The organism is Salegentibacter salegens, from assembly GCF_900142975.1.
Lineage (GTDB): Bacteria > Bacteroidota > Bacteroidia > Flavobacteriales > Flavobacteriaceae > Salegentibacter > Salegentibacter salegens.
This window is the reverse complement of record NZ_LT670848.1, coordinates 2,894,635-2,920,011: the sequence shown is the minus strand read 5'-3', so window position 1 is coordinate 2,920,011 and position 25,377 is coordinate 2,894,635. Positions and strand designations below refer to the sequence as shown.

Annotated in this window: 27 protein-coding genes; 8 read left to right on the top strand and 19 right to left on the bottom strand. The window is 37.8% G+C overall.

Annotated elements, in window-relative coordinates; translation table 11 throughout:
• Positions 1-10 precede the first annotated feature (10 nt).
• The 7 genes from bioB to B5488_RS13040 form a co-directional block, all read right to left on the bottom strand.
• A complete protein-coding gene (gene bioB, locus B5488_RS13070) occupies positions 11-1,102 on the bottom strand; it encodes a biotin synthase BioB (protein ID WP_079735663.1) in 1,092 nt (363 codons plus the stop codon).
• An 86-nt stretch (positions 1,103-1,188) separates the two neighbouring features.
• On the bottom strand, positions 1,189-2,346 hold the full coding sequence (locus B5488_RS13065; RefSeq protein ID WP_079735662.1) for a beta-ketoacyl synthase N-terminal-like domain-containing protein: 1,158 nt from the start codon (positions 2,344-2,346) through the stop codon (positions 1,189-1,191).
• Between the two features lie 97 nt (positions 2,347-2,443).
• Positions 2,444-3,028, bottom strand: coding sequence for an SET domain-containing protein (locus B5488_RS13060; protein WP_079735661.1), 585 nt, complete (start codon positions 3,026-3,028; stop codon positions 2,444-2,446).
• 69 nt (positions 3,029-3,097) lie between these two features.
• Positions 3,098-4,363 carry an adenosylmethionine--8-amino-7-oxononanoate transaminase gene (bioA, locus tag B5488_RS13055; RefSeq protein ID WP_079735660.1) on the bottom strand — a complete coding sequence of 422 codons (1,266 nt, stop codon included), beginning with the start codon at positions 4,361-4,363 and terminating at the stop codon, positions 3,098-3,100.
• Positions 4,364-4,530: 167 nt separating this feature from the next.
• On the bottom strand, positions 4,531-5,148 hold the full coding sequence (bioD, locus tag B5488_RS13050; RefSeq protein ID WP_079735659.1) for a dethiobiotin synthase: 618 nt from the start codon (positions 5,146-5,148) through the stop codon (positions 4,531-4,533).
• On the bottom strand, positions 5,145-5,555 hold the full coding sequence (locus B5488_RS13045) for a putative signal transducing protein (RefSeq protein ID WP_079735658.1): 411 nt from the start codon (positions 5,553-5,555) through the stop codon (positions 5,145-5,147). Before B5488_RS13045 ends, bioD begins: the two co-directional genes overlap by 4 nt.
• 91 nt (positions 5,556-5,646) lie before the next feature.
• A complete protein-coding gene (locus B5488_RS13040; protein WP_079735657.1) occupies positions 5,647-6,792 on the bottom strand; it encodes an aminotransferase class I/II-fold pyridoxal phosphate-dependent enzyme in 1,146 nt (381 codons plus the stop codon).
• 34 nt (positions 6,793-6,826) lie between these two features.
• On the opposite strand from B5488_RS13040, the gene B5488_RS13035 reads away from it, so the two are divergent.
• The gene (locus tag B5488_RS13035; RefSeq protein WP_079735656.1) at positions 6,827-7,270 is read left to right on the top strand and encodes an MgtC/SapB family protein; all 444 of its coding nucleotides are present in this window, start codon (positions 6,827-6,829) and stop codon (positions 7,268-7,270) included.
• A 4-nt stretch (positions 7,271-7,274) separates the two neighbouring features.
• Here B5488_RS13035 and mnhG read toward each other — a convergent pair whose 3' ends face one another.
• The 7 genes from mnhG to B5488_RS13000 are packed head-to-tail and all read right to left on the bottom strand — an operon-like array spanning position 7,275 to position 13,080.
• On the bottom strand, positions 7,275-7,688 hold the full coding sequence (mnhG, locus tag B5488_RS13030; protein WP_079735655.1) for a monovalent cation/H(+) antiporter subunit G: 414 nt from the start codon (positions 7,686-7,688) through the stop codon (positions 7,275-7,277).
• Complete coding sequence (locus B5488_RS13025) at positions 7,685-7,960, bottom strand: cation:proton antiporter (RefSeq protein ID WP_075325587.1); 276 nt, start codon at positions 7,958-7,960, stop codon at positions 7,685-7,687. Before B5488_RS13025 ends, mnhG begins: the two co-directional genes overlap by 4 nt.
• The gene (locus tag B5488_RS13020) at positions 7,957-8,433 is read right to left on the bottom strand and encodes a Na+/H+ antiporter subunit E (RefSeq protein WP_079735654.1); all 477 of its coding nucleotides are present in this window, start codon (positions 8,431-8,433) and stop codon (positions 7,957-7,959) included. The genes B5488_RS13025 and B5488_RS13020 overlap by 4 nt, the downstream gene beginning before the upstream one ends.
• Positions 8,433-9,953, bottom strand: coding sequence for a proton-conducting transporter transmembrane domain-containing protein (locus B5488_RS13015; protein ID WP_079735653.1), 1,521 nt, complete (start codon positions 9,951-9,953; stop codon positions 8,433-8,435). The genes B5488_RS13020 and B5488_RS13015 overlap by 1 nt, the downstream gene beginning before the upstream one ends.
• Positions 9,950-10,303, bottom strand: coding sequence for a Na+/H+ antiporter subunit C (locus tag B5488_RS13010; protein WP_079735652.1), 354 nt, complete (start codon positions 10,301-10,303; stop codon positions 9,950-9,952). Before B5488_RS13010 ends, B5488_RS13015 begins: the two co-directional genes overlap by 4 nt.
• A 3-nt stretch (positions 10,304-10,306) precedes the next feature.
• Positions 10,307-10,720, bottom strand: a complete 414-nt coding sequence (locus tag B5488_RS13005; RefSeq protein WP_075325583.1) for a Na+/H+ antiporter subunit B — start codon at positions 10,718-10,720, stop codon at positions 10,307-10,309.
• Between the two features lie 50 nt (positions 10,721-10,770).
• The gene (locus B5488_RS13000) at positions 10,771-13,080 is read right to left on the bottom strand and encodes a putative monovalent cation/H+ antiporter subunit A (protein ID WP_079735651.1); all 2,310 of its coding nucleotides are present in this window, start codon (positions 13,078-13,080) and stop codon (positions 10,771-10,773) included.
• A 250-nt stretch (positions 13,081-13,330) separates the two neighbouring features.
• Here B5488_RS13000 and B5488_RS12995 point away from each other — a divergent pair, with 250 nt between their 5' ends.
• Positions 13,331-13,840, top strand: coding sequence for a DUF2975 domain-containing protein (locus B5488_RS12995; RefSeq protein ID WP_079735650.1), 510 nt, complete (start codon positions 13,331-13,333; stop codon positions 13,838-13,840).
• 2 nt (positions 13,841-13,842) lie between these two features.
• Positions 13,843-14,049, top strand: coding sequence for a helix-turn-helix domain-containing protein (locus B5488_RS12990; protein WP_079735649.1), 207 nt, complete (start codon positions 13,843-13,845; stop codon positions 14,047-14,049).
• 47 nt (positions 14,050-14,096) lie between these two features.
• On the opposite strand, the gene B5488_RS12985 is transcribed toward B5488_RS12990, so the two are convergent.
• From B5488_RS12985 to B5488_RS12965, 5 genes are all read right to left on the bottom strand, one after another.
• A complete protein-coding gene (locus tag B5488_RS12985; RefSeq protein WP_079735648.1) occupies positions 14,097-14,390 on the bottom strand; it encodes a F0F1 ATP synthase subunit epsilon in 294 nt (97 codons plus the stop codon).
• A gap of 78 nt (positions 14,391-14,468) precedes the next feature.
• Entirely contained in the window at positions 14,469-15,983 is a 1,515-nt protein-coding gene (atpD, locus tag B5488_RS12980) for a F0F1 ATP synthase subunit beta (protein ID WP_079735647.1), read from the bottom strand.
• A 262-nt stretch (positions 15,984-16,245) separates the two neighbouring features.
• Positions 16,246-18,093, bottom strand: coding sequence for a glutamine--fructose-6-phosphate transaminase (isomerizing) (gene glmS / locus B5488_RS12975; protein WP_079735646.1), 1,848 nt, complete (start codon positions 18,091-18,093; stop codon positions 16,246-16,248).
• A 16-nt stretch (positions 18,094-18,109) separates the two neighbouring features.
• Positions 18,110-19,678, bottom strand: coding sequence for a DUF4270 domain-containing protein (locus tag B5488_RS12970; protein WP_079735645.1), 1,569 nt, complete (start codon positions 19,676-19,678; stop codon positions 18,110-18,112).
• 13 nt (positions 19,679-19,691) lie between these two features.
• Positions 19,692-20,504 carry a glycogen/starch synthase gene (locus B5488_RS12965; RefSeq protein WP_079735644.1) on the bottom strand — a complete coding sequence of 271 codons (813 nt, stop codon included), beginning with the start codon at positions 20,502-20,504 and terminating at the stop codon, positions 19,692-19,694.
• 110 nt (positions 20,505-20,614) lie between these two features.
• On the opposite strand from B5488_RS12965, the gene panC reads away from it, so the two are divergent.
• Genes panC through radA form a run of 5 tightly spaced genes read left to right on the top strand, consistent with a single transcriptional unit; the run spans position 20,615 to position 25,366 of the window.
• A complete protein-coding gene (panC, locus tag B5488_RS12960) occupies positions 20,615-21,472 on the top strand; it encodes a pantoate--beta-alanine ligase (RefSeq protein ID WP_079735643.1) in 858 nt (285 codons plus the stop codon).
• Positions 21,473-21,475: 3 nt separating this feature from the next.
• Entirely contained in the window at positions 21,476-21,826 is a 351-nt protein-coding gene (gene panD, locus B5488_RS12955) for an aspartate 1-decarboxylase (RefSeq protein WP_075325574.1), read from the top strand.
• 4 nt (positions 21,827-21,830) lie between these two features.
• A complete protein-coding gene (locus tag B5488_RS12950) occupies positions 21,831-22,796 on the top strand; it encodes a lysylphosphatidylglycerol synthase transmembrane domain-containing protein (RefSeq protein ID WP_079735642.1) in 966 nt (321 codons plus the stop codon).
• Between the two features lie 37 nt (positions 22,797-22,833).
• Positions 22,834-23,982: an alpha/beta hydrolase gene (locus tag B5488_RS12945; protein ID WP_079735641.1), complete on the top strand. Its 1,149-nt coding sequence runs from the start codon at positions 22,834-22,836 to the stop codon at positions 23,980-23,982.
• Between the two features lie 19 nt (positions 23,983-24,001).
• Positions 24,002-25,366, top strand: a complete 1,365-nt coding sequence (gene radA, locus B5488_RS12940; RefSeq protein WP_079735640.1) for a DNA repair protein RadA — start codon at positions 24,002-24,004, stop codon at positions 25,364-25,366.
• The last annotated feature ends 11 nt before the right edge of the window (positions 25,367-25,377 follow it).

The following is a 25,377-nucleotide window of genomic DNA, read 5'->3' as shown; positions in this document are numbered from 1 at the left end:
TTATGAAGTTTTACGCCTTAGCTTTAGATTTTTGTTGCGCTTCTAAATTACGCTCAATCTTATGCCCGGGTCTTGACCATTTTGGTTTTTCGCCTAAATTCTGATATTTCGATTCTTCTGCGGAAACACTTGCTGGTTGTTCCTTTTTCTCAAATGCTTTTTGCGGATTCAAACCTAAAGATTTAAACAATTCCATATCCTCACTTACATCAGGATTTGGAGTGGTAAGCAATTTATCCCCGGCAAAAATTGAATTTGCTCCCGCAAAGAAACACATCGCCTGGCCTTCCCTGCTCATTTGCGTTCTTCCGGCAGAAAGTCTTACCTGGGTTTCAGGCATAACAATTCTGGCAGTAGCAACCATTCTTACCATTTCCCAAATAGAAACAGGCTCCTGCTCTTCCATAGGAGTTCCTTCAACAGGTACCAGAGCATTAATCGGCACAGATTCCGGCTGCGGACTTAAGGTTGAAAGCGCTACAAGCATTCCTGCTCTGTCATCTGCACTTTCTCCCATTCCAATAATTCCACCGCTACAAACTGTAACATTGGTTTTTCTAACATTTCCGATAGTATCTAATCTATCCTGGTAACCACGGGTAGAAATCACTTCTTTATAATATTCTTCTGATGAATCTAAATTATGGTTGTAGGCATACAAACCGGCTTCAGCAAGTCGCTGCGCCTGGTTTTCAGTAATCATTCCCAGCGTACAGCAAACTTCCATATCCAGTTTATTAATGGTTCTCACCATTTCCAAAACCGAATCAAATTCCTGCCCGTCTTTTACATTTCTCCAGGCCGCGCCCATACAAACACGCGAACTTCCCGATGCTTTAGCTCGTAAAGCCTGGGCTTTCACCTGGTTTACGCTCATAAGGTCGTTGCCTTCAACATTAGTATGATAACGCGCTGCCTGTGGGCAATAGCCACAATCTTCAGGACAACCGCCGGTTTTAATAGAAAGTAAAGTGGAAACCTGTACCGTATTTGGGTCGTGATGTTCCCTGTGCACGGTGGCCGCTTCGTAAAGCAGCTCCATTAAAGGTTTATTATATATTTCGAGGATTTCTTCTTTGGTCCAGTTATGTCTTGTAGCCATAAAAATAGATTTGAATTCAAAAATAAATAAAACTGCGCTTTAATAGGCCTTCAGCGAAGAAAGTTTTCAAAGCTTTCTTAAAAGAATCATTTTCGGGTTACCAATATCGAAACCGCATTCCCACCAAATCCGACAGCGTTTACCAGTATATTTTCCAATTTCAAAGGCGATTTACTGATTTCTAAAAAAGGGACTTCAATAAATTCCTGGTGCTGAAGCATTAAAACCGCCAGTTCTAAATTTAGAATTCCTGAAGCGGCAAAAGTGTGTCCCAGTTTCCATTTATTGCTGGTCATTGCGGGTGTATTTTTACCAAACACTGTTTTTATAGCGTTTACTTCAGAAAGGTCTCCTTTTAAGGTTCCGGGCGCGTGCATCACCACCGCGTCAATTTCAGAAAGTTCTTTCTTCCCAATTGCCATTTTCATGGCCTTTTGCAAAGACTCTCCGTTTTCTGAAATAGACACGCTATGTTTTAAAGTTTCAGTCGCATAACCGATTCCCGAAATTTTAGCAATTGCCCTTTCTGAATTTTCATGCTGAAGCGCCAATATCCCCGAAGCCTCACCTAAAATCATTGAATTTCTCTTTTTTTCCATATCCAACGCACGACACGGAAAATCAAGATCTTCTGAAGCATAAATTTTCATCGCTTTCATCTGGGCAATTGTAAAAGGCGTTAATGCAGCTTCACTCCCACCGGCAAGGAATTTATCTGCAAATCCTGCCTGCATCCAGGCAATCGCGTTTATCACAGAATGTAAACCGGTAGAACAGGTTACGCTGTGGGAAAATTCAGGGCCTTCGGTTTGAAGATCTTGTGAAACCCACGAAGAAATATTCCCTAAAGTGGTGGAAGGGGAAGCCTGCGTGGCAGCTTTCCCGGTTTCAACAAATTCCTTATGATACTTTTCAAACAATCCCGTGGCGCCTCTGGAACTTCCAATATTGATTCCTACATTTCTTTTGTTTTCCCAACCCGCCTCTTTGATGGATTTTCTTGCCGAGAAAATGGCAAATAAAACAGAATCGTCCAATTTTCTATAATTGGTATTTTCATTCTTAAGTGCTTCGATCGCATTTCGCACTTCTTTTGGTAAAAAAGCTGCAAAAGCTTCGGTTTCATCAAACTGATGTTTGGTAATAAAATGTTTCGGATTCTTATAATTGTTCCATATTTCTGCCGGAGATTGACCAAGTGCAGAAATAGAACTAAGTGAAGAAATAAATACCGGTGATTTCAAAAGCGATTAATTTTTCCGTAAAAATACAGCCTGTTGCGCCAACGGCTAAATATTAGGGCTAAAAATATTAATTGAAGCTGAATAAAATTTCAGAAGCTTAACGCTGATAATAAAGATTAAGGATAGAATCCATTTCTTTTTCACCTAAAAGGATCTTTTGCAATTCTAATTGAATTCCTTCAGAAACAAGATCTATAAGTGGCTGATAGACTTTCTCAAATTTCCGAATAGATTTCTGTAAAATTCCATCCCATTCCTGGTGATAATTCATCAAATCATCTGGATAAACCTTGGTTCTGGATGCGTTTTCCTGAAAAGGTTCGAAAGTCTCATCGAGATTCAAATAGCCATAATCATCGGTTAGTTCTTCGCCAGACTTAATGTCCCGAACTGCGATTTCAAAACCATAAGCCGTAGAAAAACAGTTTGAATTAAAACTATGGTTTACATATTTCGCCAAATCCCAACAAAGCACCAAATCGCCAAACCTATTACGAAAAGCATATTTTTCAAGCATTTGTGCACTTTTAGGATGCAATTTTTCTACCTGGGAGGAATAAAAAACATGATCTAAATCATCCTGAACCCAGGTAATTGTGCCTTCGGGAATATTTTTGGTCGCAACTACGCCATATCCCACCTGCTCATTTATAAAACGCAATTCAGTATCCGGATGCATCATAATCGCAAAATTTTAATTCTAATGTAAACAATTAAAGCTTTGCTTTTAAGGCACTTAAAAATTTTATTTCTAAAATTTCTCTAACATATCTTCGATGACGGAATAGATTTTATCCAATTCAGATTGGGAAATGGTGAAAGGCGCTAAAATATAAATGGTGTTTCCAAGCGGTCTAAGAAACACGCCGTTGTCCATAAAATGTTTAAAAAGTTGATTTCTAAGATTGCCGTAGCGCTCCATTTTTACGTTTAAGTCAAAAGCATAGATTACCCCTAATTGTCTACGATTGGTGACTTTTGGATGATTCTTTATTTTCTCGTCAAATGCCTGGTGAGATTTTATTACCGTTTTTATTTTTTGCTGAATTTCTTCGGAAATCAACAATTCTATTCCAGCAATCGCCGCAGTACAGGCCGGTGGATTTGCCGAATATGTATGACCGTGGAATAATCCTTTTGAAATATCATCGGCATAAAAAGCATCATAAATTTTTTGCGAGCAGGTAGTTAAGCCCATAGGTAACAATCCCGCGGTTAGCGCTTTAGAAAGACACATCACATCGGGTTTGGTTTCCATATAATCTGAAGCGAAATATTTTCCGGTTTTGCCAAAGCCGGTCATTACTTCATCGGCAACACAAATAACATCGTTTTCTTTGCAGATTTTCAGAATTTCATTCAATCCTTCTGAATTATGCATTTTCATCGCGGCAGCACCCTGCACTAAGGGCTCGTAAATAAATCCCGCGATATTATTTTCTGAAATCTGCTTTTTTAGCTGTGAAATTACTTCTGAATTATTCTCGCCAAGTGGCACCGGAATTCGTAAAACTTCAATAAAATGCTCTTCAAAAGCTCCATTATAAACCGAAAGCCCCGAAACCGACATCGCACCAAAAGTATCGCCGTGAAAACCTTCTTCAAAAGCCAACATTATATTTCGATTATTGCCCTGGTTGTGATGATACTGCAAAGCCATCTTTATTCCAATCTCGGTGGCCGTAGAACCATTATCATTAAAGAATAATTTCTGCTGATTTTTCGGTAAAATCTTTATAAGTTCTTCAGAAAGTTTTACCGCGGGCTCGTGGGTAAATCCGCTAAAAACCAACTGATCCAGGTTTTGCATCTGGGCTGCTACCTTTCCAGTAATATATTCATTGCAATGCCCGTACATTGCCGTGTACCAGGAAGCAATTCCGTCTATATATTCGCTGCCATCTTCGGCGTAAAGAATGCTGCCTTTTGCTTTTACAATTGGTAAAGCTTCAGGGGAAATTTTATGTTGGGTTAAGGGGTGCCAAAGGTGTTTTTGGTCTCGGGAAACTAGGTTCATAATTTATATACTCAGGAGGTTGTCTGGAAAGTTTTTTAATTCGTCATTCTGTCCCGAAGCTTCGGGATCATTTCAGAATCTAAGATGTAGTTAATCAAAACATGTTAGAAGCTGAAACAAGTTCAGCTTGACGAAATTAGACTTTTTAAACAGCCTCGACATTTAATTTATTTCAGTTTTTCTATAAAACTTTCAGCGTATTCTTTGATCACATTTTGGTCAAAATAAGGTTCCTGTTCTATTCTTCCGAGAATGGGGACATCGCTCATTTTTTTAATAATCGATTCCGTAGATTTATTTTCCTCCCCGGAAAAAATTATTCCGAAGCAATTCAAGCCTCGGGATTTTAAAGCTTCAATGCTTAGCAAAGTATGATTGATGCTCCCGAGATAATGCCGGGAAACCAAAATAATTCGATCTTCTGGCTGCATTAAATCGGCTATGGTTTCCTTATCGCTAATAGGAACTAATAATCCACCGGCGCCTTCTACTACAAGGTTATTTTTAGTTTTGGGACGTTTAATTTTCTTTGAAGTGATCTTAATACCATCAATTTCAGCCGCTGCGTGCGGACTCATTGGTGTTTTTAACGCAAAGCTATTTTTATGAAAAACAGTTTTATCGTTAGAAATTAATCTTTCAACTTTATGGCTATCGGAATTATCAAGATCGCCGGCCTGTATGGGCTTCCAGTAATCCGCTTCGAGGGCTTCGGTTATTATTGCAGAAATAATTGTTTTCCCAACTTCAGTTCCAATTCCGGTAACAAAATAGGTATGCATCATTTTAAAATAAATTTTTCTTCACAGTTTTCACAATGATAATCGTACTTGTAGTGAATTGGCAGGGCGAAGGTGAGAAATGAAAATAGAAAAGCAAAGAAAGAACGGACATCTTTAATATGAGTATAAACTTTTACGCGGCTACTATCGCAATTAGGACAAATCAGTCTTTCACCTTCGTCATCGAGGGAATAATCATGAATTTCACTTAAAATTGCCCGGGCCCGTCCCTCATCGTCAGCATATACGTTTAGTTTAATGCCTCCAATTGCCTGGCTAACCAAAGGATCGGTATCAATAAGTACCTGATCTGCCAGAAATACCTCGATGCCTTCAGATTGTAATTTCCCTTTTACAATTTGCGCTTCAGAAGAATATTGAAATCTGGCAATATTTACAAAAGTATTCATGTGCTTATATTTTTATTCCATACCTGGAATTAATCACTGTCTTATACCTAATCCTTTACAGCCAATTTTTAGGTCCAGCATCACGCCGGTTTTATGCCAGTAATTTAGCGAGTATTTTTAACACCCTATTTATTTCTTCTTCAGAATTAAAGGAATGCAGGCAAAACCTTAATCGTTCACTACCTTTTGGCACTGTAGGTGAAAGAATTGGTTTTATTTCAAAACCTTCTTGTTTCAAAATTTCTGCTATGTTTTTCACTTTTTCATTCCCCGGAATTATACAACTTTGAATTGCTGAATTACTCGGAATAAAATGTTCTTTAACCTCTAATTCCTCAATTTTATTCCTGAAAAAATGAATATTATTTTTTAGTTGCTGAATTTCAGAAATTCCCTTTTCAAAATTCTGGTAAACTGCTAAAATAGTAGCTACGGAATGTGGTGGTAGCGCAGTTGTATAAATAAAACTTCGGGAAAAATTTACCAGGTAATCTTTTAAACTTTTACTTCCTAAAATAACCGCGCCGTGGCACCCGGGCGCCTTTCCGAAGGTATTTAAACAAGCGAAAATTTTATCTTGAATTCCGAACTCCTGAATTAAACCTTTTCCTTTTTCGCCAAAAATTCCTGTAGCGTGAGCTTCATCTATAATTAAAAAAGCTCCAAATTCTTCTGAAAGTTCTGCTAATGCTTTAAGCGGAGCCATATCGCCATCCATAGAAAAGACAGATTCGGTTACGATATAAATTTCGGAATCTACAGGTTGTGAAAGTTTATTCAGTCTAGTTTTGAGATTTTCTATACTATTATGCCTGAATTTATAAACTTTAGCGTGACTCATTGCAATGCCATCTCTTATAGAAGCGTGGGCAAGTTCATCATAAAATATAACATCCCCACGTTTAGGGACTGAACTGAAAAAGCCAATATTAGCATCGTACCCAGAATTGTAAATAAGCGCGGCTTCAGTTTGATGAAATTTGGCCAGGAAATTTTCGGTTAAATCATAAATTTTATGGTTTCCTGAAAGCAACCTGGAACCGGTGGCGCCATTGTGTAATAAGTCATTTTCCTTTAATATTAGATGGGCTTTTTTATAAATTTCTAAAGAAGAAGCAAATCCTAAATAATCGTTTGACGAAAAATCTATTAATTGAGAAGTTTGCTTCAAACTACGTAAGGAATTTTCTTCTTTTCTCTTCTCTAAACTTTTCGCTAATTTTAAAGGTAATTGCATAGCTCAAAATTACAACTTTAACCAGGCAAAATATATGGAACTTGCAGAATTTAGTCTTAGTATTGGTTTAGCCGCCGTTGCCGGACTTTTTATAGGTATAGAAAGGGAATTTACAGGGAAAAGTGCGGGTTTAAAAACTAACGCACTTGTGGCGTTAGGAGCCTGTGTATTTATTTTACTTTCGCTGCAATTTCAGGGAGAAGATTTTGTAGATATTACCAGGGTTATTGGCCAGGTGGTCACCGGAATTGGTTTTATTGGTGCGGGAACCATTCTTCAACACGGGAAAAATGTAAAAGGTTTAACCACTGCTGCAACCATTTGGTGCAGTGCCGCGGCGGGCGGTCTCGCTGCTTTGCAAATGTATGCCGAGCTACTTATAATTTGTATAATAATTGTTGTTATAAATCTCCTTTTTGGGTTTCTGGAAAAAAAGCTGATAAGAGGAAAAAGAAAACAAGAAGATAATAAAGACTGAAAAATTACTTTACAATATCATCATCGCTTCTGGAATGATCTACATTATCCCCGGGAGTATCGTCTATTTCACTTTTTAACACGTGGGAATTTTTCTGGTATTTCCCTCTAAGATCATCTACAACAGAACCCTTCCAGAGTTTTACACCCATAAAATATGAAGCTCTCCCAATTAAATGTGCACTTACGGGAGCGGTTAGAAAAACAAAAAGAATAATTACGAGCGCGCGTGAGGTTGTAGAAAGATCGTTAAAGAAAACGGCTGTTCCCACTAAAATTAAGCCCACCCCAAGCGTTGCCGCTTTGGTGTTTACCGAAATCCTCATATAAGTATCGGGCATTCTTACAAGTCCGATTGCCGACAGCAACACGAACAAAGTTCCTAAAGTGACTAATATTACTATAATTATTGAACTCATTTCTTTCTATTTCTTTTTTCAAGGTAATATGAGAAAGCTACGGTACTTAAAAAGGCAATTAAGGCCAGAATCATTGCAGTATCTAAAAATGTAGATCTTCCGTGTATAATACTGTAGACTCCAATAATACCAATACCGGTAGTTATAAGTACATCTAGCGCAATAATTTTATCGGCAATACTGGGTCCCTTTATAAAGCGGTACACGATAAGAAGTACCGAAAAGGCCAGAATTGGTAGAATAATATAATATAAATAATCTGTTAGCGTCATCTCAATATTTCCAAAATACGTTTTTCAAATCCGTTTTTAATACTATTGATAAATTCTTCTTTATCGGTTACATACATCGCATGAACATACAGTACTTTTTTGTCGTTAGAGACATCCAGGCTAAGGGTTCCCGGTGTAAGCGAAATCATATTTGCCAAAAATGTAATTCCAATGTTGCTTTGTATGGTAAGCGGTACTTTTACAATTCCTGGTTTCATTCCAAATTTTGGGGTCACAACTTCATAAGCAACCTGTAGGTTTGCTTTAAATAATTCCCAAAGAAAAAAGAAAAAGAAGGCTATCAATTTAGGAATAATAGTAAAATAGCGGGCATCACTATTACCCCTGGTAATTACCCATAGAATAAAGAAATTAAGGACGAATCCAAATAGATAATTTTGGAAACTAAAATCTCCGGTAAGGGCTACCCATACAAAGGTGAGTAATAAATTAGATACAAACCTGCTCTTCATTATTCGGGTGTTTGTGTATTAAGTACTGCGTCAATATACTGCTGGTTATCCATTAATTCTGATGCAATTCTAGCAGAAAGCGTTTGAATATGCTCTGCTCCAAAACCTATATATAAGGATACCAGACTTAAAAAAACTATAGGTACCAGTATCTGAACTCTCTTTATATTTTTAATTGCATGAAAATACCTAAATTTTGGTCTAACAGGGATTTCCTGTGCATCTTTCCAGAAAACTTCAGCCCAAAGCTTTGCGATTACTACCAAGGTAATAAAACTTGCAAAAATAATTGCGGCCAGGCTCCAATAACTTCCAGAATCAAAACTGGCGGTAATTAAAGATATTTTAGGCCAAAATCCTGATAAAGGCGGTATGCCAACTAAAGAAAACAACGGTATGAACATCAATAAACTTAACTTGGGATAATTAGCATAAAAACCACCCAAAGCCCGCATACTGTTAGAACCTTTTATTCTGTAAATAAGTCCGCTAATCATAAATAAATTGGTCTTCACCACAATATCGTGTACCAGGTAGAAAATTGTACCTGCAATAGCTACTTCGGTAAACATTCCCAAGCCAATAATCATATAACCAATATGGCAAATGATTAAATAAGAAAATACTTTCCTAATATTATTTTGAACCAACGCACCCAATGCACCGCTAAACAGGGTGAAAATGGCCAGTACCAATAGAATTTGATCCAGGAAAACATCATCTACAAAAATTAAAGTAAAGACCCTAATTAAGGCATATACCCCAACTTTAGTTAGTAAACCTCCAAAAATAGCTGAGACAGCTGAAGGCGGGGTATGATATGAAGCCGGCAACCAAAAATATAAAGGAAAAATAGCCGATTTAATTCCAAAGCCAATTAGAAATAAAATAGCGGTAATCTCTACAAGAGCCCGGTTTTCTACAGCGGCTACTTTATTGGCAAGATCGGCCATATTAAGGCTTCCGGTTAAACCGTAAAGCACAGCAATTGCCGTTAAAAAGATCATTGACGCGAGGAAATTGAGCGTAAAATATTTTACAGCACCTTCTAACTGCGCCTTCTCCCCACCAATTGTAATGAGTACAAACGAACTAATAATAATAATTTCAAACCAAACATAAAGGTTAAAGATATCTCCCGTTAAAAATGCTCCCGTAAGCCCTAAAAGTAAGAAATGGAAAATAGGAAAATACCCAAATCTCAACCTATCCCCAATCACTGAACCCGATGAAAATATAGAAACAGCCAAACCGGCAATAGAGGTTAGTAGAACCATAGTTGCAGAAAAAGTATCAGCAATAAAAGTAATTCCAAAAGGAGCTTCCCAATTCCCGGCCTGCACCGTTTGGGTACCGTTATTCCAGATAAATGCAAAAACGCCAATACTTACGGCAAGGTGCACAAGGCTTCCTACCATACTAATTATTCGCTGTGCATTGATTTTCCTCCAAAAAAACATAAGCAGGATCGCCAATAGCATTTGCAGCAGTAAAGGATATAATATTAATTGTGGTGTCATGAATCTTCGTCTGTTGCGTTCATTTCGTCCAAATCATCGGTTTTCACTACTTTGTGTGCTCTTTTTACAAGAATAATTGCAAAAGATTGTAAACCGAAACTAATTACGATAGCGGTTAATATTAATGCCTGCGGAACAGGATCTGCATAAGCTTCCAAAAAAATCTTGGAATCTTCGGGAATAATTGGCGGTGCACCTTCTGTAATTCTACCAAGGAGAAAAATAAGAAGGTTGGCCCCATTCCCTAAAAGAATAATTCCTATAATGAGTTTTACCAAACTCCTACGCAGAATCATATAAATACCTGCGGCATACAGAACCCCTATAATTATCGCTAAAAGAATTTCCATAAATTAAGCTGATTCTGAAATTGTAAATATTATTGTCAGGGTGACCCCAATTACCACCAGGTAGACCCCAATATCAAAAAATAAAGCTGAGCCTACATTCCCAATAACCGGGAAGGGTTCTGGAAACCAAAGACCCGTCATAAAAGGATCGTCTAAACCAATTACCGGTGCCAAACCGCTTAAAAAAGCAAGCCCTAAACCAACAGGCATTAAAAACCCGGGATGAAATCTTAAAAGTCCTTTTGTATTATCCAGCCCGTTAGCAAAAGCGTGCAAAACAAAAGCAATTGCAGCTATAAGTCCGCCAACAAAACCACCGCCGGGCAAATAATGCCCACGCAATAAGATAAAAACAGAAAACACCAGTAATAGTGGCAAAAGATAATCGGAAGCTGTTCTTAATATTAAGGTTTTCATTTATATTAATTTTTTAAAAGCCGGATTTTTACCCCGACTCTAATGTTTTTTTATTGCGACCTGTCTGTGCTTTTTAATCTCAATTTTAGTAATCCAAAAACTCCAATGGCTGAGATAGATAATACCGCAATCTCCATTAACGTATCAGTTCCTCTAAAATCTACCAGGATAACATTTACAACATTTTTCCCCTTAGCTAATATATAGGCGTTTTTCGCATAAAAATCACCAATTTCACTATTGGTAGGTTCAGCAAGTACTTGCAAAGCAAGTAAACATATTACCGTTCCTAAGGCCAGGGAAAGGATCCCGTCCCTAATCCGCATTTTATAATCTGAAAGTGTAAGATATTTTGGCAATCTGTAAAGTACCAATACAAACAGTATAACTGTTAAGGTATCAATAGAGAATTGCGTCATCGCCAAATCTGGTGCACTGTAGAAAACAAAAATCAAACAAATAGCCAAACCTACAACTCCCATTGCGGCAACTGCAGCAAGTCTGGATTTTGTAAAAACGGTATAGAAAACCCCGGCAATTAGTATAATCACCACCGCTAACTCGTAAGCGGTAACTTTAGAAAGTTGAGTATGATCTATCATTACCCTTGGATTTCCAAACATAACGTAGCCTACTAAAACTACAAGGAACAACACAATGGTCGTTACATAATTTCTTAAATATCCATTTTGAAAAACATTGGTCCAGAATGCTGAAAATACGCTGAAATAATGTGTGCCCTTTTCCAGGATGCTTTTTGGGGAAATAAATTCCAGTTTTCCAATCCTGGTTTCCAGTTTTGCTGAAGGTTTCAAAAAGAAATACAACAAAATTCCTACTGCAATAGTAATTGCACTCAAAAGCAAAACAGTATTGAAACCGTGCCATAATGCAAGGTGATATTCTGAAGCATCAGCACCTAATGCTGAAACAACAGGTTTCACCAGGGCCGATTCAATAAGCATAGGGAAAATTCCGAAAACAATTCCTAACACAGCCAGGATAATTGCGGGCGCCCACATTAAAAAATCGGGGGCTTTTACATCTTTATGAGCTTCAGGAAGTTTCCCTACAAAAGGTTTAATTCCTGCTACAAAACCGGCCCAAAGCAATAATATTTTGGTCAATACAATTGCAATTACGATAATTATCGTAAAGGTTTCAGCGTGTGTACTGGCTTCGTAAGTGAGCTCTTTTCCTAGAAAACCTACCGATGGTGGAATTCCCGCACTGGAAATCGCCGCTAAAATACCGGCTATCGCTACCGGCATCATAATTTTTCGTAATCCGCTTAATTTAGTAACATCCCGTGTACCGACCTGGTGATCTATAATTCCTGTTACCAGGAATAAAGTAGCTTTATAAAGCGCGTGAACTATTATAAATACCGCTGCAGCGAGAAAAGCAGCCTTAGTTCCCAACCCGATTAAGAATACCAAAATTCCCAGGGCTGAAATAGTAGAATAAGCCAAAACACCTTTAAGATCGGTTCTAAAGAGAGCGTGAATTGCAGAGTAAACCATCGTGATTCCCCCCACAATTATTAATGTTGTATTCCAGAATTCGTGGTCACCCAACACAGGCGTAAAACGCATAAGCAGGTAGATTCCTGCTTTCACCATTGTAGCCGAGTGCAAATACGTTGAAACCGGAGTTGGTGCTTTCATCGCCCCTGGCAACCAGAAATGAAATGGAAATTGAGCCGACTTGGTAAATGCAGCCACAAAAATAAAGATCACCGCCAGGATGTAATATTCACTGCCAGCAATAGCTTCTTTCATACTTAGCATTTCAGAAATGCTGTAAGTGCCGGTAATACTACCCAGCAACAAAGCTCCAGCTAATAAGAAAAACCCACCAAACCCGGTAATTCCTAAAGCGGTTAAAGCTGATTTTCTTGAAGCAGGATTAGTATTATTAAACCCGATTAAGAAGAATGAACTTATACTGGTTAATTCCCAAAAAACAAAAAGCGAGATAAGATTGTCTGAAAGCACCAAACCAAGCATGGCTGCCATAAACAGGCTTAGATATCCGTAAAATCGATCAAGATATTTATGTCCTCTAAGGTAGGATGCGGTATATGCGAATACCAGGAAACCAATCCCGGTGATCATCAATGAAAAAAGAAGGGAAAGCCCATCGAGCTTAAAACTAAGGTCTACCCCAAAAGCAGGAACCCATTGGTAGGTTTTGCTTATTATTTCCCCGGAACTTATCTGCGGAATAAAACTTGCAAAATATGCAAAAAGCCCTGCCGGAATAAGTGCGGAAAGAACGGCTAATTTCCCCCTGAAGAACTTTCCTGCGAAAACCAGGAATATTGCGAATAAAAAACCTAAAAGTATTGCTGTTAGCATATATTTCCTCTCAAAAAGTCCGTTCCCCGCAAATATAAGAGTTATTATTTAAGTTTTACAGCCAAAGTAAGGTTTAACCCCCAACGGTAATCGGATTTAATAGCTTCTTATTTTAAATCATTATAAAAACCCTGTTTCTTAGCAAATTTCTTAAAATGCTGAAATTAATTTATCTTTTTTAATTTATCAAATTATTGTTTTTCGATAATTTAATGTAGTTTTGTTATTGTTAAACGATAATTGTAGAGGAATGAAATCTTCAGAATGGCTTAAAAACATTTTCAGTGTTGCTTATTATTTAATGATTATAGGTTGGATACTTTTACTTGGCTTTTTACTTTATGCAATCTTTATTAGCCCAGGCGATATCCTGGAAATATTTAGAGATGCTGAAGAATTTGAAATCAAATCTAAAAATGCGCTTTATACCTCTTTAGCGTATGAATTATTATCAAGTGGAGTTTGGATCTTTATCCTGTACTTATTTAAAAAATTAATGCAGGACTTAATGGCCGGTCCTTTATTTACAAAGCTCCAAATTGCAAGCTTTAAATTAATTGGCCAATTAATTATATTTATAACCATTGTAGATGCTCTCTCCATCTTTGTTTTCAAAGCTATATTTGCTGGGCGTATGGAAATAAATTTTGATCTTTTTGATTTTTGGTTTGTAATAGGCATAGGCTTATTTCTAATATTTCTATCCAAAATCTTTAATCAGGCTAGAATTATGAAAGAGGAAAACGAATTAACCGTTTAGTTATGTCAATCAATATAAACCTGGATAAAATTCTGGAAGAACGTGGGATGAAAAGCAATGAACTGGCTGAAAAAATTGGGATTACCACAGCGAATCTTTCCATATTAAAAACAGGCAAGGCAAAAGCAGTCAGGTTTTCTACTTTAGAAGCTATTTGCGAGGCTTTAGATTGCCAGCCGGGAGATATTCTGGGATACACCAAAAACTAAAAAAGCCGGGCAATTGCCCGGCTTTTTATATATTTAATTTGCTAAGATTAATCAGCTAAAATAATAGCTTTATTATCTTTCATTTCCAAAACTCCGCCTTTTATAGTGTAATAAAGAATATTACTATTTGAAGAGTCTTTTCTAAAATCTTCAGAAAGCTCATCGTCTAATTCCTTATTAGAGGCGGCAAGTTGAATTTTAACTTCACCTTCAACCAATGTAGAAACTATAGGCGCGTGATTGTTCAGCATTTGAAATTCCCCATCGTGACCGGGAACTTTTACCGCATCAACATCAGCTTTAAAAACTACAGCTTCAGGAGTTACTATTTCTAAGTACATATTTTTTAGTTTGTGTTTACAGTTTTCAGCAAAAAATACTTACTGAATACTGCTCACTGACCACTGTTTACTTTTTAATTAGTCTTCTTCAGCCAACATTTTCTCACCGGCCTCGATCGCTTCTTCAATGGTTCCTTTAAGGTTAAAAGCAGATTCTGGAAGGTGGTCTAATTCACCATCCATAATCATATTAAATCCTTTAATGGTTTCTTTAATATCAACCAAAACTCCTTTTAAACCGGTAAACTGCTCGGCTACGTGGAAGGGTTGAGAAAGGAAACGCTGTACACGTCTTGCACGAGATACCGCAAGCTTATCTTCTTCAGAAAGCTCTTCCATACCAAGAATAGCAATAATATCCTGCAATTCTTTATAACGCTGTAAAAGCTCTTTTACACGCTGTGCACATTTATAATGATCGGCACCTAAAATATCGGCAGTAAGAATTCTTGATGTAGATTCCAAAGGATCTACCGCAGGATAAATACCAAGCTCGGCAATTTTACGTGAAAGTACTGTTGTTGCATCCAGGTGGGCAAATGTTGTTGCCGGCGCCGGGTCAGTAAGGTCATCTGCAGGTACGTAAACCGCCTGTACAGATGTAATAGATCCGTTTTTAGTTGAAGTAATACGCTCCTGCATCGCACCCATCTCTGTTGCCAAAGTTGGTTGGTAACCTACCGCTGAAGGCATACGCCCAAGAAGTGCAGACACCTCTGAACCTGCCTGTGTAAAACGGAAAATGTTATCTACGAAGAAAAGAACGTCTTTCCCCTGGCCTTCTCCGGCTCCATCACGGAAATATTCCGCAATAGTAAGACCCGAAAGCGCTACACGAGCACGTGCTCCAGGTGGCTCGTTCATTTGTCCAAAAACGAAAGTTGCTTTAGACTCTAGCATTGCAGTTTTATCAACCTTTTTCAGGTCCCAACCGCCTTCTTCCATAGATTTAGAAAAAGCCTCACCGTATTGAATAATACCAGACTCCAACATTTCCCTTAGCAGGTCGTTCCCTTCACGGGTACGTTCTCCAACTCCAGCAAATACTGAAAGACCACCGTGGCCTTTAGCAATATTGTTAATTAATTCTTGAATAAGTACGGTTTTACCAACCCCGGCACCACCAAAAAGACCAATTTTACCACCTTTAGAGTATGGTTCTATAAGGTCAATTACTTTAATCCCGGTAAATAAAACTTCTGTAGAAACAGATAAATCTTCAAATTTTGGCGCTTCCCTGTGAATGGACATACCGGCTTTTCCGGCTTTAGGCAAATTCCCAAGTCCGTCAATAGCATCACCTACCACATTAAACAAACGGCCATAAACTTCTTTACCAACCGGCATTTGAATAGGCGCTCCTGTTGCTACTACTTCAACCCCGCGGCTTAAACCATCGGTAGAATCCATAGACACTGTTCTTACGGTTTCTTCACCAATATGAGATTGCACCTCTAAAATTAGAAGGGAACCATCTTTTCTGGTGATTTCCAAAGAATCGTAGATTTTTGGCAATTCAGCATTCTCTGAGTCGAACACAACATCAACTACAGGGCCAATAATTTGGGCAACTTTACCTGTTACTTTAGACATTATTTAATTCTTTAATGTTTTCGTATTTAAAATATCTGAATACTCAATGTAATAATTCACAATGTGTTAAAATAGCACAAGGGTATTTTCAGGCTGCAAAGATAGTTTTTTCTAAATAAAATCATACCTCTCTTAAAATAACTTTTTTGAAGCTTATTAAAGTCGGCAAAAATTCATCTAAAAGTATTAATCCGAATAGAAAATCCCTTCTAAAAATGTCTTCAGAAGGGATCTTTATACTCTTATAATTTATTCTGAAAGTTTATTCAACAGTAACAGATTTGGCCAAATTTCTAGGCTGATCTACATTTTTCCCTAGCAATACCGCGATGTGGTATGATAATAACTGAAGCGGGATAGTTGTAAGAAGTGGTGTTAGCGGTTCCAAAGTTTCAGGCACTTCAATCACGTGATCGGCAAGATCTCTCACCTCCTCGTCACCTTCAGTGACAATAGCGATAATTTTTCCGCTTCTGGATTTAATTTCCTGGATATTGCTTACTACTTTTTCGTAATGTCCTTTTTTGGTTGCAATAACCACTACCGGCATTTCTTCATCGATAAGTGCAATTGGGCCGTGTTTCATCTCGGCAGCAGGATAACCTTCAGCGTGGATATAGGAGATCTCTTTTAACTTAAGCGCTCCTTCTAACGCCACCGGGAAGTTAAATCCCCTACCTAAATACAGGCAGTTTCTGGCGTCTTTATAAATATCGGCGATCATTTTAATATGTTCATCACCTTGTAATGCTTTTTCTATTTTAGCAGGAATACGTTCCATTTCCTGCAAATAGGTCCTGAAATCTGTATTAGAAATCGTACCGTTATGTTTTGCAAGTTTTAGCGCCATTAAAGTAAGCACCGTAATTTGCGTAGTAAAGGCTTTTGTTGAAGCTACCCCAATCTCAGGACCAGCGTGAGTGTAAGCCCCCGCGTGGGTTTCCCTGGAAATAGAAGAACCAACTACATTACAAACGCCAAAAGCGAAAGCGCCTTTTTCTTTGGCAAGTTTTATAGCCGCCATAGTATCGGCAGTTTCCCCACTTTGGGAAATAGCTATAATCACATCTTTTTCTGAAATAATTGGATTACGGTACCTGAATTCTGAAGCATACTCTACTTCTACAGGAATTCTCGCAAGCTCCTCAAAAATATATTCAGCTACCAAGCCAGCGTGCCAGCTAGTACCGCAGGCAACGATAAGAATTCGTTTTGCATTCGCAATACGCTCCAGGTTATCATCTACCCCGGCCATTCTTATTAAACCTTCATCGGGCAACATTCTACCACGATAGGTATCTTTAATAGCAGTTGGTTGTTCGTGAATTTCTTTAAGCATAAAGTGCTCGTAACCACCTTTTTCAATTTGCTCAAGATTAAGTTGAAGTTCCTGAATATAAGGATCTACCAATGTATCATCTTTAATCTTTCTAACCTTAACCTCTTTACCCCTTCTTACCACAGCCATTTCCCCATCTTCCAGGTAAATTGCATTATTGGTATACTCAATAAATGGAGAGGCATCTGAAGCTATAAAAAATTCATCTTCCCCAACGCCAATTGCTAGTGGGCTACCTAAACGAGCTACTACGATCTCATCTGGCTTGGTTTTGTTATAAACCGCAATTGCATACGCCCCAATAGTTTGGTTTAGTGCAATTTGAACTGCTTTACCAAGCTTAACGCCTTCATTAATAATTACATCTTCTATAAGATTAACCAAAACCTCGGTATCGGTGTCACTTTTAAAAGTGTAACCACGAGTTTTTAGTTCCTTTTTAAGGGCATCGTAATTTTCTATAATTCCGTTGTGGATAATTACTATATCCCCAGAATTTGAGTAATGTGGGTGACTATTTACATCGTTAGGAACCCCGTGGGTTGCCCAACGTGTATGGCCAATCGCAACATTCCCGTTGGTGGTAATAGTATTTTCAAGTTTTTCTTTTAGATCGGCAACCTTACCCTGTGTTTTACACATTTTAAGTTCTTTACCGTCATAAAGGGCAATCCCTGCACTATCGTAACCACGATATTCCAGTCTCTGGAGTCCTTTTAAGACAACGGGATATGCATCCCTATGCCCAATATATCCTACAATTCCGCACATAGTATATTGGTATTATTTAATTATTAATTTCAGTATAATAAATTCTAAGTTTCAGTCTTTTTTCTTCGTTATTAGAAAGATTACCGTGCAACACAGTGCCCTTAGGACTAACAATACCCATCACAGGATAAAATTTTACATTTTCAGTATTTCTAACCGCTGAGTTACTGGTGATATTTATATTTTGAGTAATAGCAAGACCTAATCTTACATTATCTGCTTCGTCTTCAATAATATTAGTTACGTGTTGAGTAACATTAAGTTTATAACGCACTCCGTTTTCATCTTCATCAATTTCCAAAGGAGTTGAAAATGAGGAAAGCGAGGTAGCTGGATTATTCTCATTACCGTCTTGCACAAAATTAGTAGCAAAACTATAATCGGCTATAATTCTATTATCATCTAAATTATATAGATATAAACGAGTTGGCTCATCAATCCCGGCAACAAAATCCTGATCTACATAAAACGTAAGATTTGCTTCGTTAATTAACCATTCGTTTTCTCTAAATGCCGCTATTTGCTCTTCATTTTCAAAAAGCTCTATCACCGCCATAGTTCCTTCTCCTCCATTAAGGAAAAGCTTTTCGGCACCAGAATCTTCATTGCTTTCTTCTATAGCCTGCAATACATCTCCAGGATATTCGCCTAAAAATGTGTTTACAATAGTACTTCCAAAATTCAAATCGTAACTCCTGGCATCTCTTACTGTTTCAGTATCACCATCATCGTTTGTAGTTTCAACTTCAGTAGTATAAAAAAGCTCGATCCCGGCGTCACCAGCCTGAAGATTAAATAACATCATTGTGCCATCTTCAGCAGTTGCTTCGGCCTTAATAAACATTCCCCGTAAATAATTTTTAAAATTGTTATTATTGCTAAGAACACTGGAGCCTTCCTTATCTATAATTTTTTCCTTAAAATACTCTACCGGTAGTTTTATTCTTAAAGCGGGACCTGAAGTTATGGTATCCTGCTCTCCTTCGGCATTTTCTTCATAAGAGACGATAGCTTGCGCAGAGGGTCTAAAATTTTCATTTTCATAGATAACATTTCCAATAAGGTTTTGCTCAAATAAGTCCTGTTGATCTGAAAAATACTTTTGACGATCCTGGAAATCGGCTTCAGGATCTAACTCATTTAGGAAATAATTAGATTCTTGAAGTGAAATTTTTATTGGTGTATTTCCGTAAACGGAATCTAAAGCGTATTCAACATTCCCTTCTTCGTCTAAATCTCCTTCGGTGCTAAAATAAGGAATGGTTAAAACCACACTATCAAGTTCTGGTTCAACTCCAAAAGTTGGATTATTGGTTGGTAATGAAATCTGGCTAAGGATACTGGCCGTAGTTTGCCCATAAATTGGGTGATTATAAACGCCAAGTAAGTGATTTCCCAGGTTATTGGTTTGTACTGAATTTAGTTTTTTGCTATAAGCGGTTACTTCAACTTCTTCCAGCTCCAGGTTACTCGGGTTTTCTATAATTTCACCGCCAACGGTGCTATATTCATCATCACAGGCCACAAAAACAAAAACAACAACAAATATAGTTGCTGCTTTGTACATCATTCTCATTAAATTCATTCGATAAAAATTTCTATTCAGATAAAACTTCGTTAGTGTAAAAATCCTGATAAGCCTGGCTAAACTCTTCCCTGTTTTTATATGGAAGTATAGGCTTATTAAGCTTGCCAATGTATTTTGAAAGATCTTCAGGGATGCTTTCTCCTGCAGTAATTATAGCATCTGAATGATCTGCCGCAAGCTTCATTAAATTAACATAGTTTGGGGTTTTTAAATGTTTTATATCTTCTTTCTCCATCCCGTCATACAAAACTTTCTCCTGCATATCTTCATCTAACGTTCCTTCGAAGTCTTGATTGTATATAGAGGTAACTATTTTTGCCCCACTAAATAGAGGCTCATTACCGTAATAACGTCTAAGGTATAGCGGAAGTAAGGATGCCAGCCAGCCGTGAACGTGAATAATATCGGGAGACCAGTTTAATTTCTTAACGGTTTCTATTACTCCTTTAGCGAAAAAGATGGCTCGCTCGTCGTTATCGTCAAACATATTGCCTTCTTCATCGGTAAGTGTAGCTTTTCTTTTAAAATAATCTTCGTTATCTATAAAGTAAACCTGCATTCTCTCCTTTGGGATTGAAGCCACTTTAATAATCAACGGCATATCCAGGTCATTAATCACCAAATTCATCCCCGACAGTCTTATCACTTCGTGTAACTGGTGGCGACGTTCGTTGATGTTACCAAACCGGGGCATAAAAATTCTAATTTGCCCTCCAATATTATTTACCATTTTTGCGGCTTCAAAAGACGTGGATGATATTTCGGTTTCAGGCAGGTAAGGAATAACTTCAGATGATACGTACAATATCCTCTTATCTTTCATAAATAGATTGCTTTAATTGCGATTGCGAACAAAAAACACGCAAAATTACAAAAATTTATGCAGATTGCTGGTAATATATTAAGTTTGCACGCTGTTAATTTTATAATAAAATGCAGGTTTTCAAAGAAAAAACCCCTTTAAAAGCGGCTATTAAAGCCGAAAAATCTAAAGCCAAAACCATTGGCTTAGTGCCTACAATGGGTGCTTTACACCACGGTCATTTATCTTTGGTAAAACAGGCTTTACAAGCTTGTGACCGGGTGATTATCAGCATCTTTGTAAACCCAACCCAATTTGACAATCCTGCAGATCTTGAGAAATATCCACGCACTTTAGACCAGGACATTAAGCTCCTGGAAGAGGCCAGTGACAACCTCTGGATTTTCGCCCCTACTGCTAAAGAATTATACGGTGAAAATATAAGTTCTGAGCAGTTTAATTTTGACGGTTTGGAGCAGGTAATGGAAGGAAAATACCGAAACGGACATTTTGACGGTGTGGGAACTATTGTAAAAAGACTGTTTACCGTCGTAGAACCACACAAAGCTTTTTTTGGCGAAAAAGACTTTCAGCAACTGCAAATTGTAAGAAAATTAACCGAAAAAGCGGGGCTTCCGGTAGAAATAGTAGGCTGTCCCATTTTACGGGAAGACAACGGTTTAGCAAGGAGTTCAAGAAACGAAAGATTGAATATAGATCAACGTGAAAAAGCTTCGTTTATTTACAAGACCCTCCTTAAAACCCAGGAACTATTTGGCACAAAAAGTGCAGATTATATACACGATTGGGTAAAAGAACAATTTAAAAATCATCCCGTTCTAGAATTGGAATATTTTGAAATTGCAAATACCCAGACTTTAAAAAAAATTAACCGAAAAAGAAAAGGCAATAATTACCGCGCTTTTATAGCGGCTTATGCTGGCGATATTAGGCTTATAGACAATATTGCTTTAAACAACGAAGAATAATCTATGCAAGTTCACGTAGTAAAATCTAAAATACACAGGGTAAAAGTTACAGGTGCCGATTTAAATTATATTGGAAGCATCACCATAGATGAGGATCTAATGGAGGCCGCTAATATTATTGAAGGTGAAAAAGTTCAAATTGTAAATAATAACAATGGTGAGCGTTTAGAAACTTACGTAATCCCCGGACCAAGAAATTCTGGAGAGATTACTTTAAACGGTGCCGCAGCAAGAAAAGTTGCTAAAGGTGATATTTTAATCCTTATCGCGTATGCAATTATGGATTTTGAAGAAGCGAAAGCTTTTAAACCCTCCCTCGTTTTTCCGAATGAAGAAACCAATCTTTTGAGTTAATCAATTGAAGAAGAAGATATTTAAAATACTTAAAATCGTACTCCCATTATTATTGGGAGTTTTTTTAATCTGGTATTCTCTTAAAAGCGCCACACCGCAGGAACGGCAAGAATTATGGCAAAATATTTTAACTGCCAACCCGTGGTTTTTATTGCTTTCTATGCTTTTTGGAGGTCTTTCACACCTTTCCCGCGCTTATAGATGGAAATTTATGCTAGAGCCACTGGGCTACAAACCCAAATTAGCCAACAGTTTTATGGCAGTAATGGCAGGTTATCTTGCTAATTTTGGAATTCCAAGATCTGGTGAGGTGTTACGAGCTGCCAGCCTTTCTACTTATGAGAAAATCCCTTTTGAAAAAGCTTTCGGAACTATTATTTCTGAAAGAATAGCCGATGTTATTGTTATGCTTAGTATAACAGCCATCACATTATTTCTTCAAACCGAACACCTACTTGCCTATTTTAAAGCCAACGAAATTAATCCGTTAATTAGCGTTGGAATTCTTTTAGGCCTGGTATTTATTGGTGTTTTAGGCCTGCAAATTATTAAAAGATCTCAACTTTCTTTCCTGGTACGTATTAGAAAAATGGCTCAAGGTCTTTTAGAGGGAATGCGCAGTATTTTAAAAATGAAACAAAAATGGGCGTTTATATTTCATACCCTTTTCATTTGGTTGATGTACATTCTTATGTTTTACGTTGTTGTATTTTCAATACCCGGACTGGAAAATACTCCATTTTCAATAATTATGGCTGCTTTTGTCGTAGGTTCTTTTGCCATTTCTGCAACAAATGGCGGAATTGGCGTTTATCCTGTAGCAATTGGTGCAATTTTGATGCTTTTTAACATTTCTAAACAAAATGGTGAAGCATTTGGCTGGCTCACCTGGGGCACACAAACCGTAATGGTCCTCATTTTAGGCGGATTATCCTTTATTTTACTACCTATTTTCAACCGTCAAAAATAATATATATCTTGTGTAGGTTAAACAAAACCTAACACCTATGGTAAAAAAATTACTAATTTTTGTGCTGCTAGTGGCGCCGCTACTAAGTCCAGCACAAACTCTTTACGAAACGATTTCTTCCGAAAAACTCGGTGAGACAAGGGAAATCAAAATTCAACTCCCACGAAATTACGAGGAAAATACCGAAAAAACCTATCCGGTGATTCTTGTATTAGATGGTGACTACCTGTTTGAACCTATGGCAGGTAACGTAGATTATTCTTCCTATTGGGAAGATGCGCCCGAAATGATTGTAGTAGGCATCAACCAAAGTAAAACCCGTATGGACGATGCTTATTATGATGAGCAAAATTTTCTTCCGGCAGATAAAGGCGCGGCCTTTTTTGAATTCCTGGGAATGGAACTTATGCAGCATCTAGATAATAAATATCGAACTGCAGATTTCAGGGTAATTGCCGGCCACGATTATACCGCAAATTTTATCAATTATTATTTGCTAAAACCCGATCCTATTTTTGATGGTTACATTAACCTAAGTCCAGATTTAGCACCTCCAATGGCCGATAGAATTAGTAGTAATCTTGCGAAATCTCAAACTAAAAAGTGGATCTACCTGGCTACGGGAACTTCTGATATTCCTCAGTTAAAAAAGGGAATTGAAGATCTAAACTCCCAGCTTGCCGCAATAGAAAACGACTTGGTAACTTATAAGTTCGATAATTTTGAAAACGCTACACATTATTCCCTGGTAGGAAAAGCAATACCTTCTGCCTTAGAAAGTCTGTTTAACGTTTACCGGCCTATTAGTCAAAAAGATTACAACGAACTTTTACTGCAAACTTCGGTATCTTCAGTTGAATTTTTACGAGATAAATATGAGAGCATTAATGAGCTTTTCAATATTCAGAAAAAAATAAGATTAGAAGATTTTATGGCCGTTCATAATGCGATTGAAAAAACACGACGTTGGGACGATTATAAGGATTTAAGCAAATTGGCTTACGATAATTATCCAGGTACTATGCTGGGAACTTTTTTTGAAGCTCGTTATGAGGAAGAAACTGGAAACCCCAAGAAAGCGATGCGTACCTATCAAAATGCCTACGGGCAGGAAAAAATCGCATTTTTAGATACCGATTTTATGCTTGCAAAAGCTGATGCAATTAAAAAAGATTTCGGTTATTAGCGGGAAAAATCAAAGCTAAATGGCCAAAGTTAAATCAACGTTTTACTGCCAGAACTGTGGTAGCCAATATGCAAAATGGCAGGGCAAATGCAGCGCTTGTGGCGAATGGAATACCATTGCTGAAGAAATTGTAGAAAAGCCCGATGCAAAAGACTGGAAATCGCCAAGTGAGCGAGAAGCAAAACGTACTGCCAAACCTCTAAAAATAGCTGAAATTGAAAATAGCCCTCAAAACCGATGGCATACCGGCAATAATGAGCTGGATCGTGTTTTAGGCGGCGGACTTGTTCCGGGATCGCTCACCCTACTGGGCGGTGAACCGGGCATAGGAAAAAGTACGCTTTTACTTCAAATTTCGCTTCAGTTAAACTACAAAGTTTTATATGTTTCCGGGGAAGAAAGTCAGCAGCAAATAAAAATGCGGGCTGAGCGTATAAACCCAGTTGCGGCCAACTGCTATATTCTTACCGAAACCAAAACCCAAAATATCTTTAGGCAAATTGAAGCTATAGAGCCCGAAGTGATTATTATAGATTCAATCCAAACCCTACACAGCGATTATATTGAAAGTGCGCCGGGCAGTATTTCTCAAATTAGAGAATGCACCGCAGAACTTATAAAATTCGCAAAAGAAACGAATACACCAGTTATCTTAATTGGCCATATTACTAAAGAAGGAAGCATTGCCGGCCCAAAAGTGCTAGAGCATATGGTAGACACCGTTTTACAGTTTGAAGGCGACAGGAACCACGTATATAGAATACTAAGAGCTCACAAAAACCGCTTTGGCTCCACCCACGAACTTGGCATCTACGAAATGCAGGGCAGCGGACTTCGAGAAGTAAGCAATCCTTCTGAAATTTTAATTTCCAAGAATGATGAAGATCTTAGCGGAACAGCAATTTCAGCCACCCTGGAAGGAATGCGCCCACTTATGATAGAAATCCAGGCACTGGTAAGCACAGCGGTTTATGGCACTCCGCAACGTTCGGCTACCGGTTATAATGTAAAAAGACTGAACATGTTGCTGGCGGTCTTAGAAAAACGTGCCGGCTTTAGACTTGGTGCTAAAGATGTTTTTCTAAATATTACCGGTGGAATCACCGTAGATGATCCTGCAATAGACCTAGCTGTAATTGCCGCGATTTTATCTTCAAATGAAGATGTTTCCATTCCAAAAGATATATGTTTTGCTGCTGAAGTTGGTCTTGCCGGAGAAATTAGACCCGTGACCCGCGTAGAACAACGCATTATGGAAGCTGAAAAACTAGGCTTTGCCGGAATTATGGTTTCCAAACAAAGTAAGATTCCAAAAAATAACTTCACAATAAATATCATTAAAGTTGCTAAAATTGAAGATGTGGTAAGCCATTTGTTTGGGTAAACTCTCTTCTC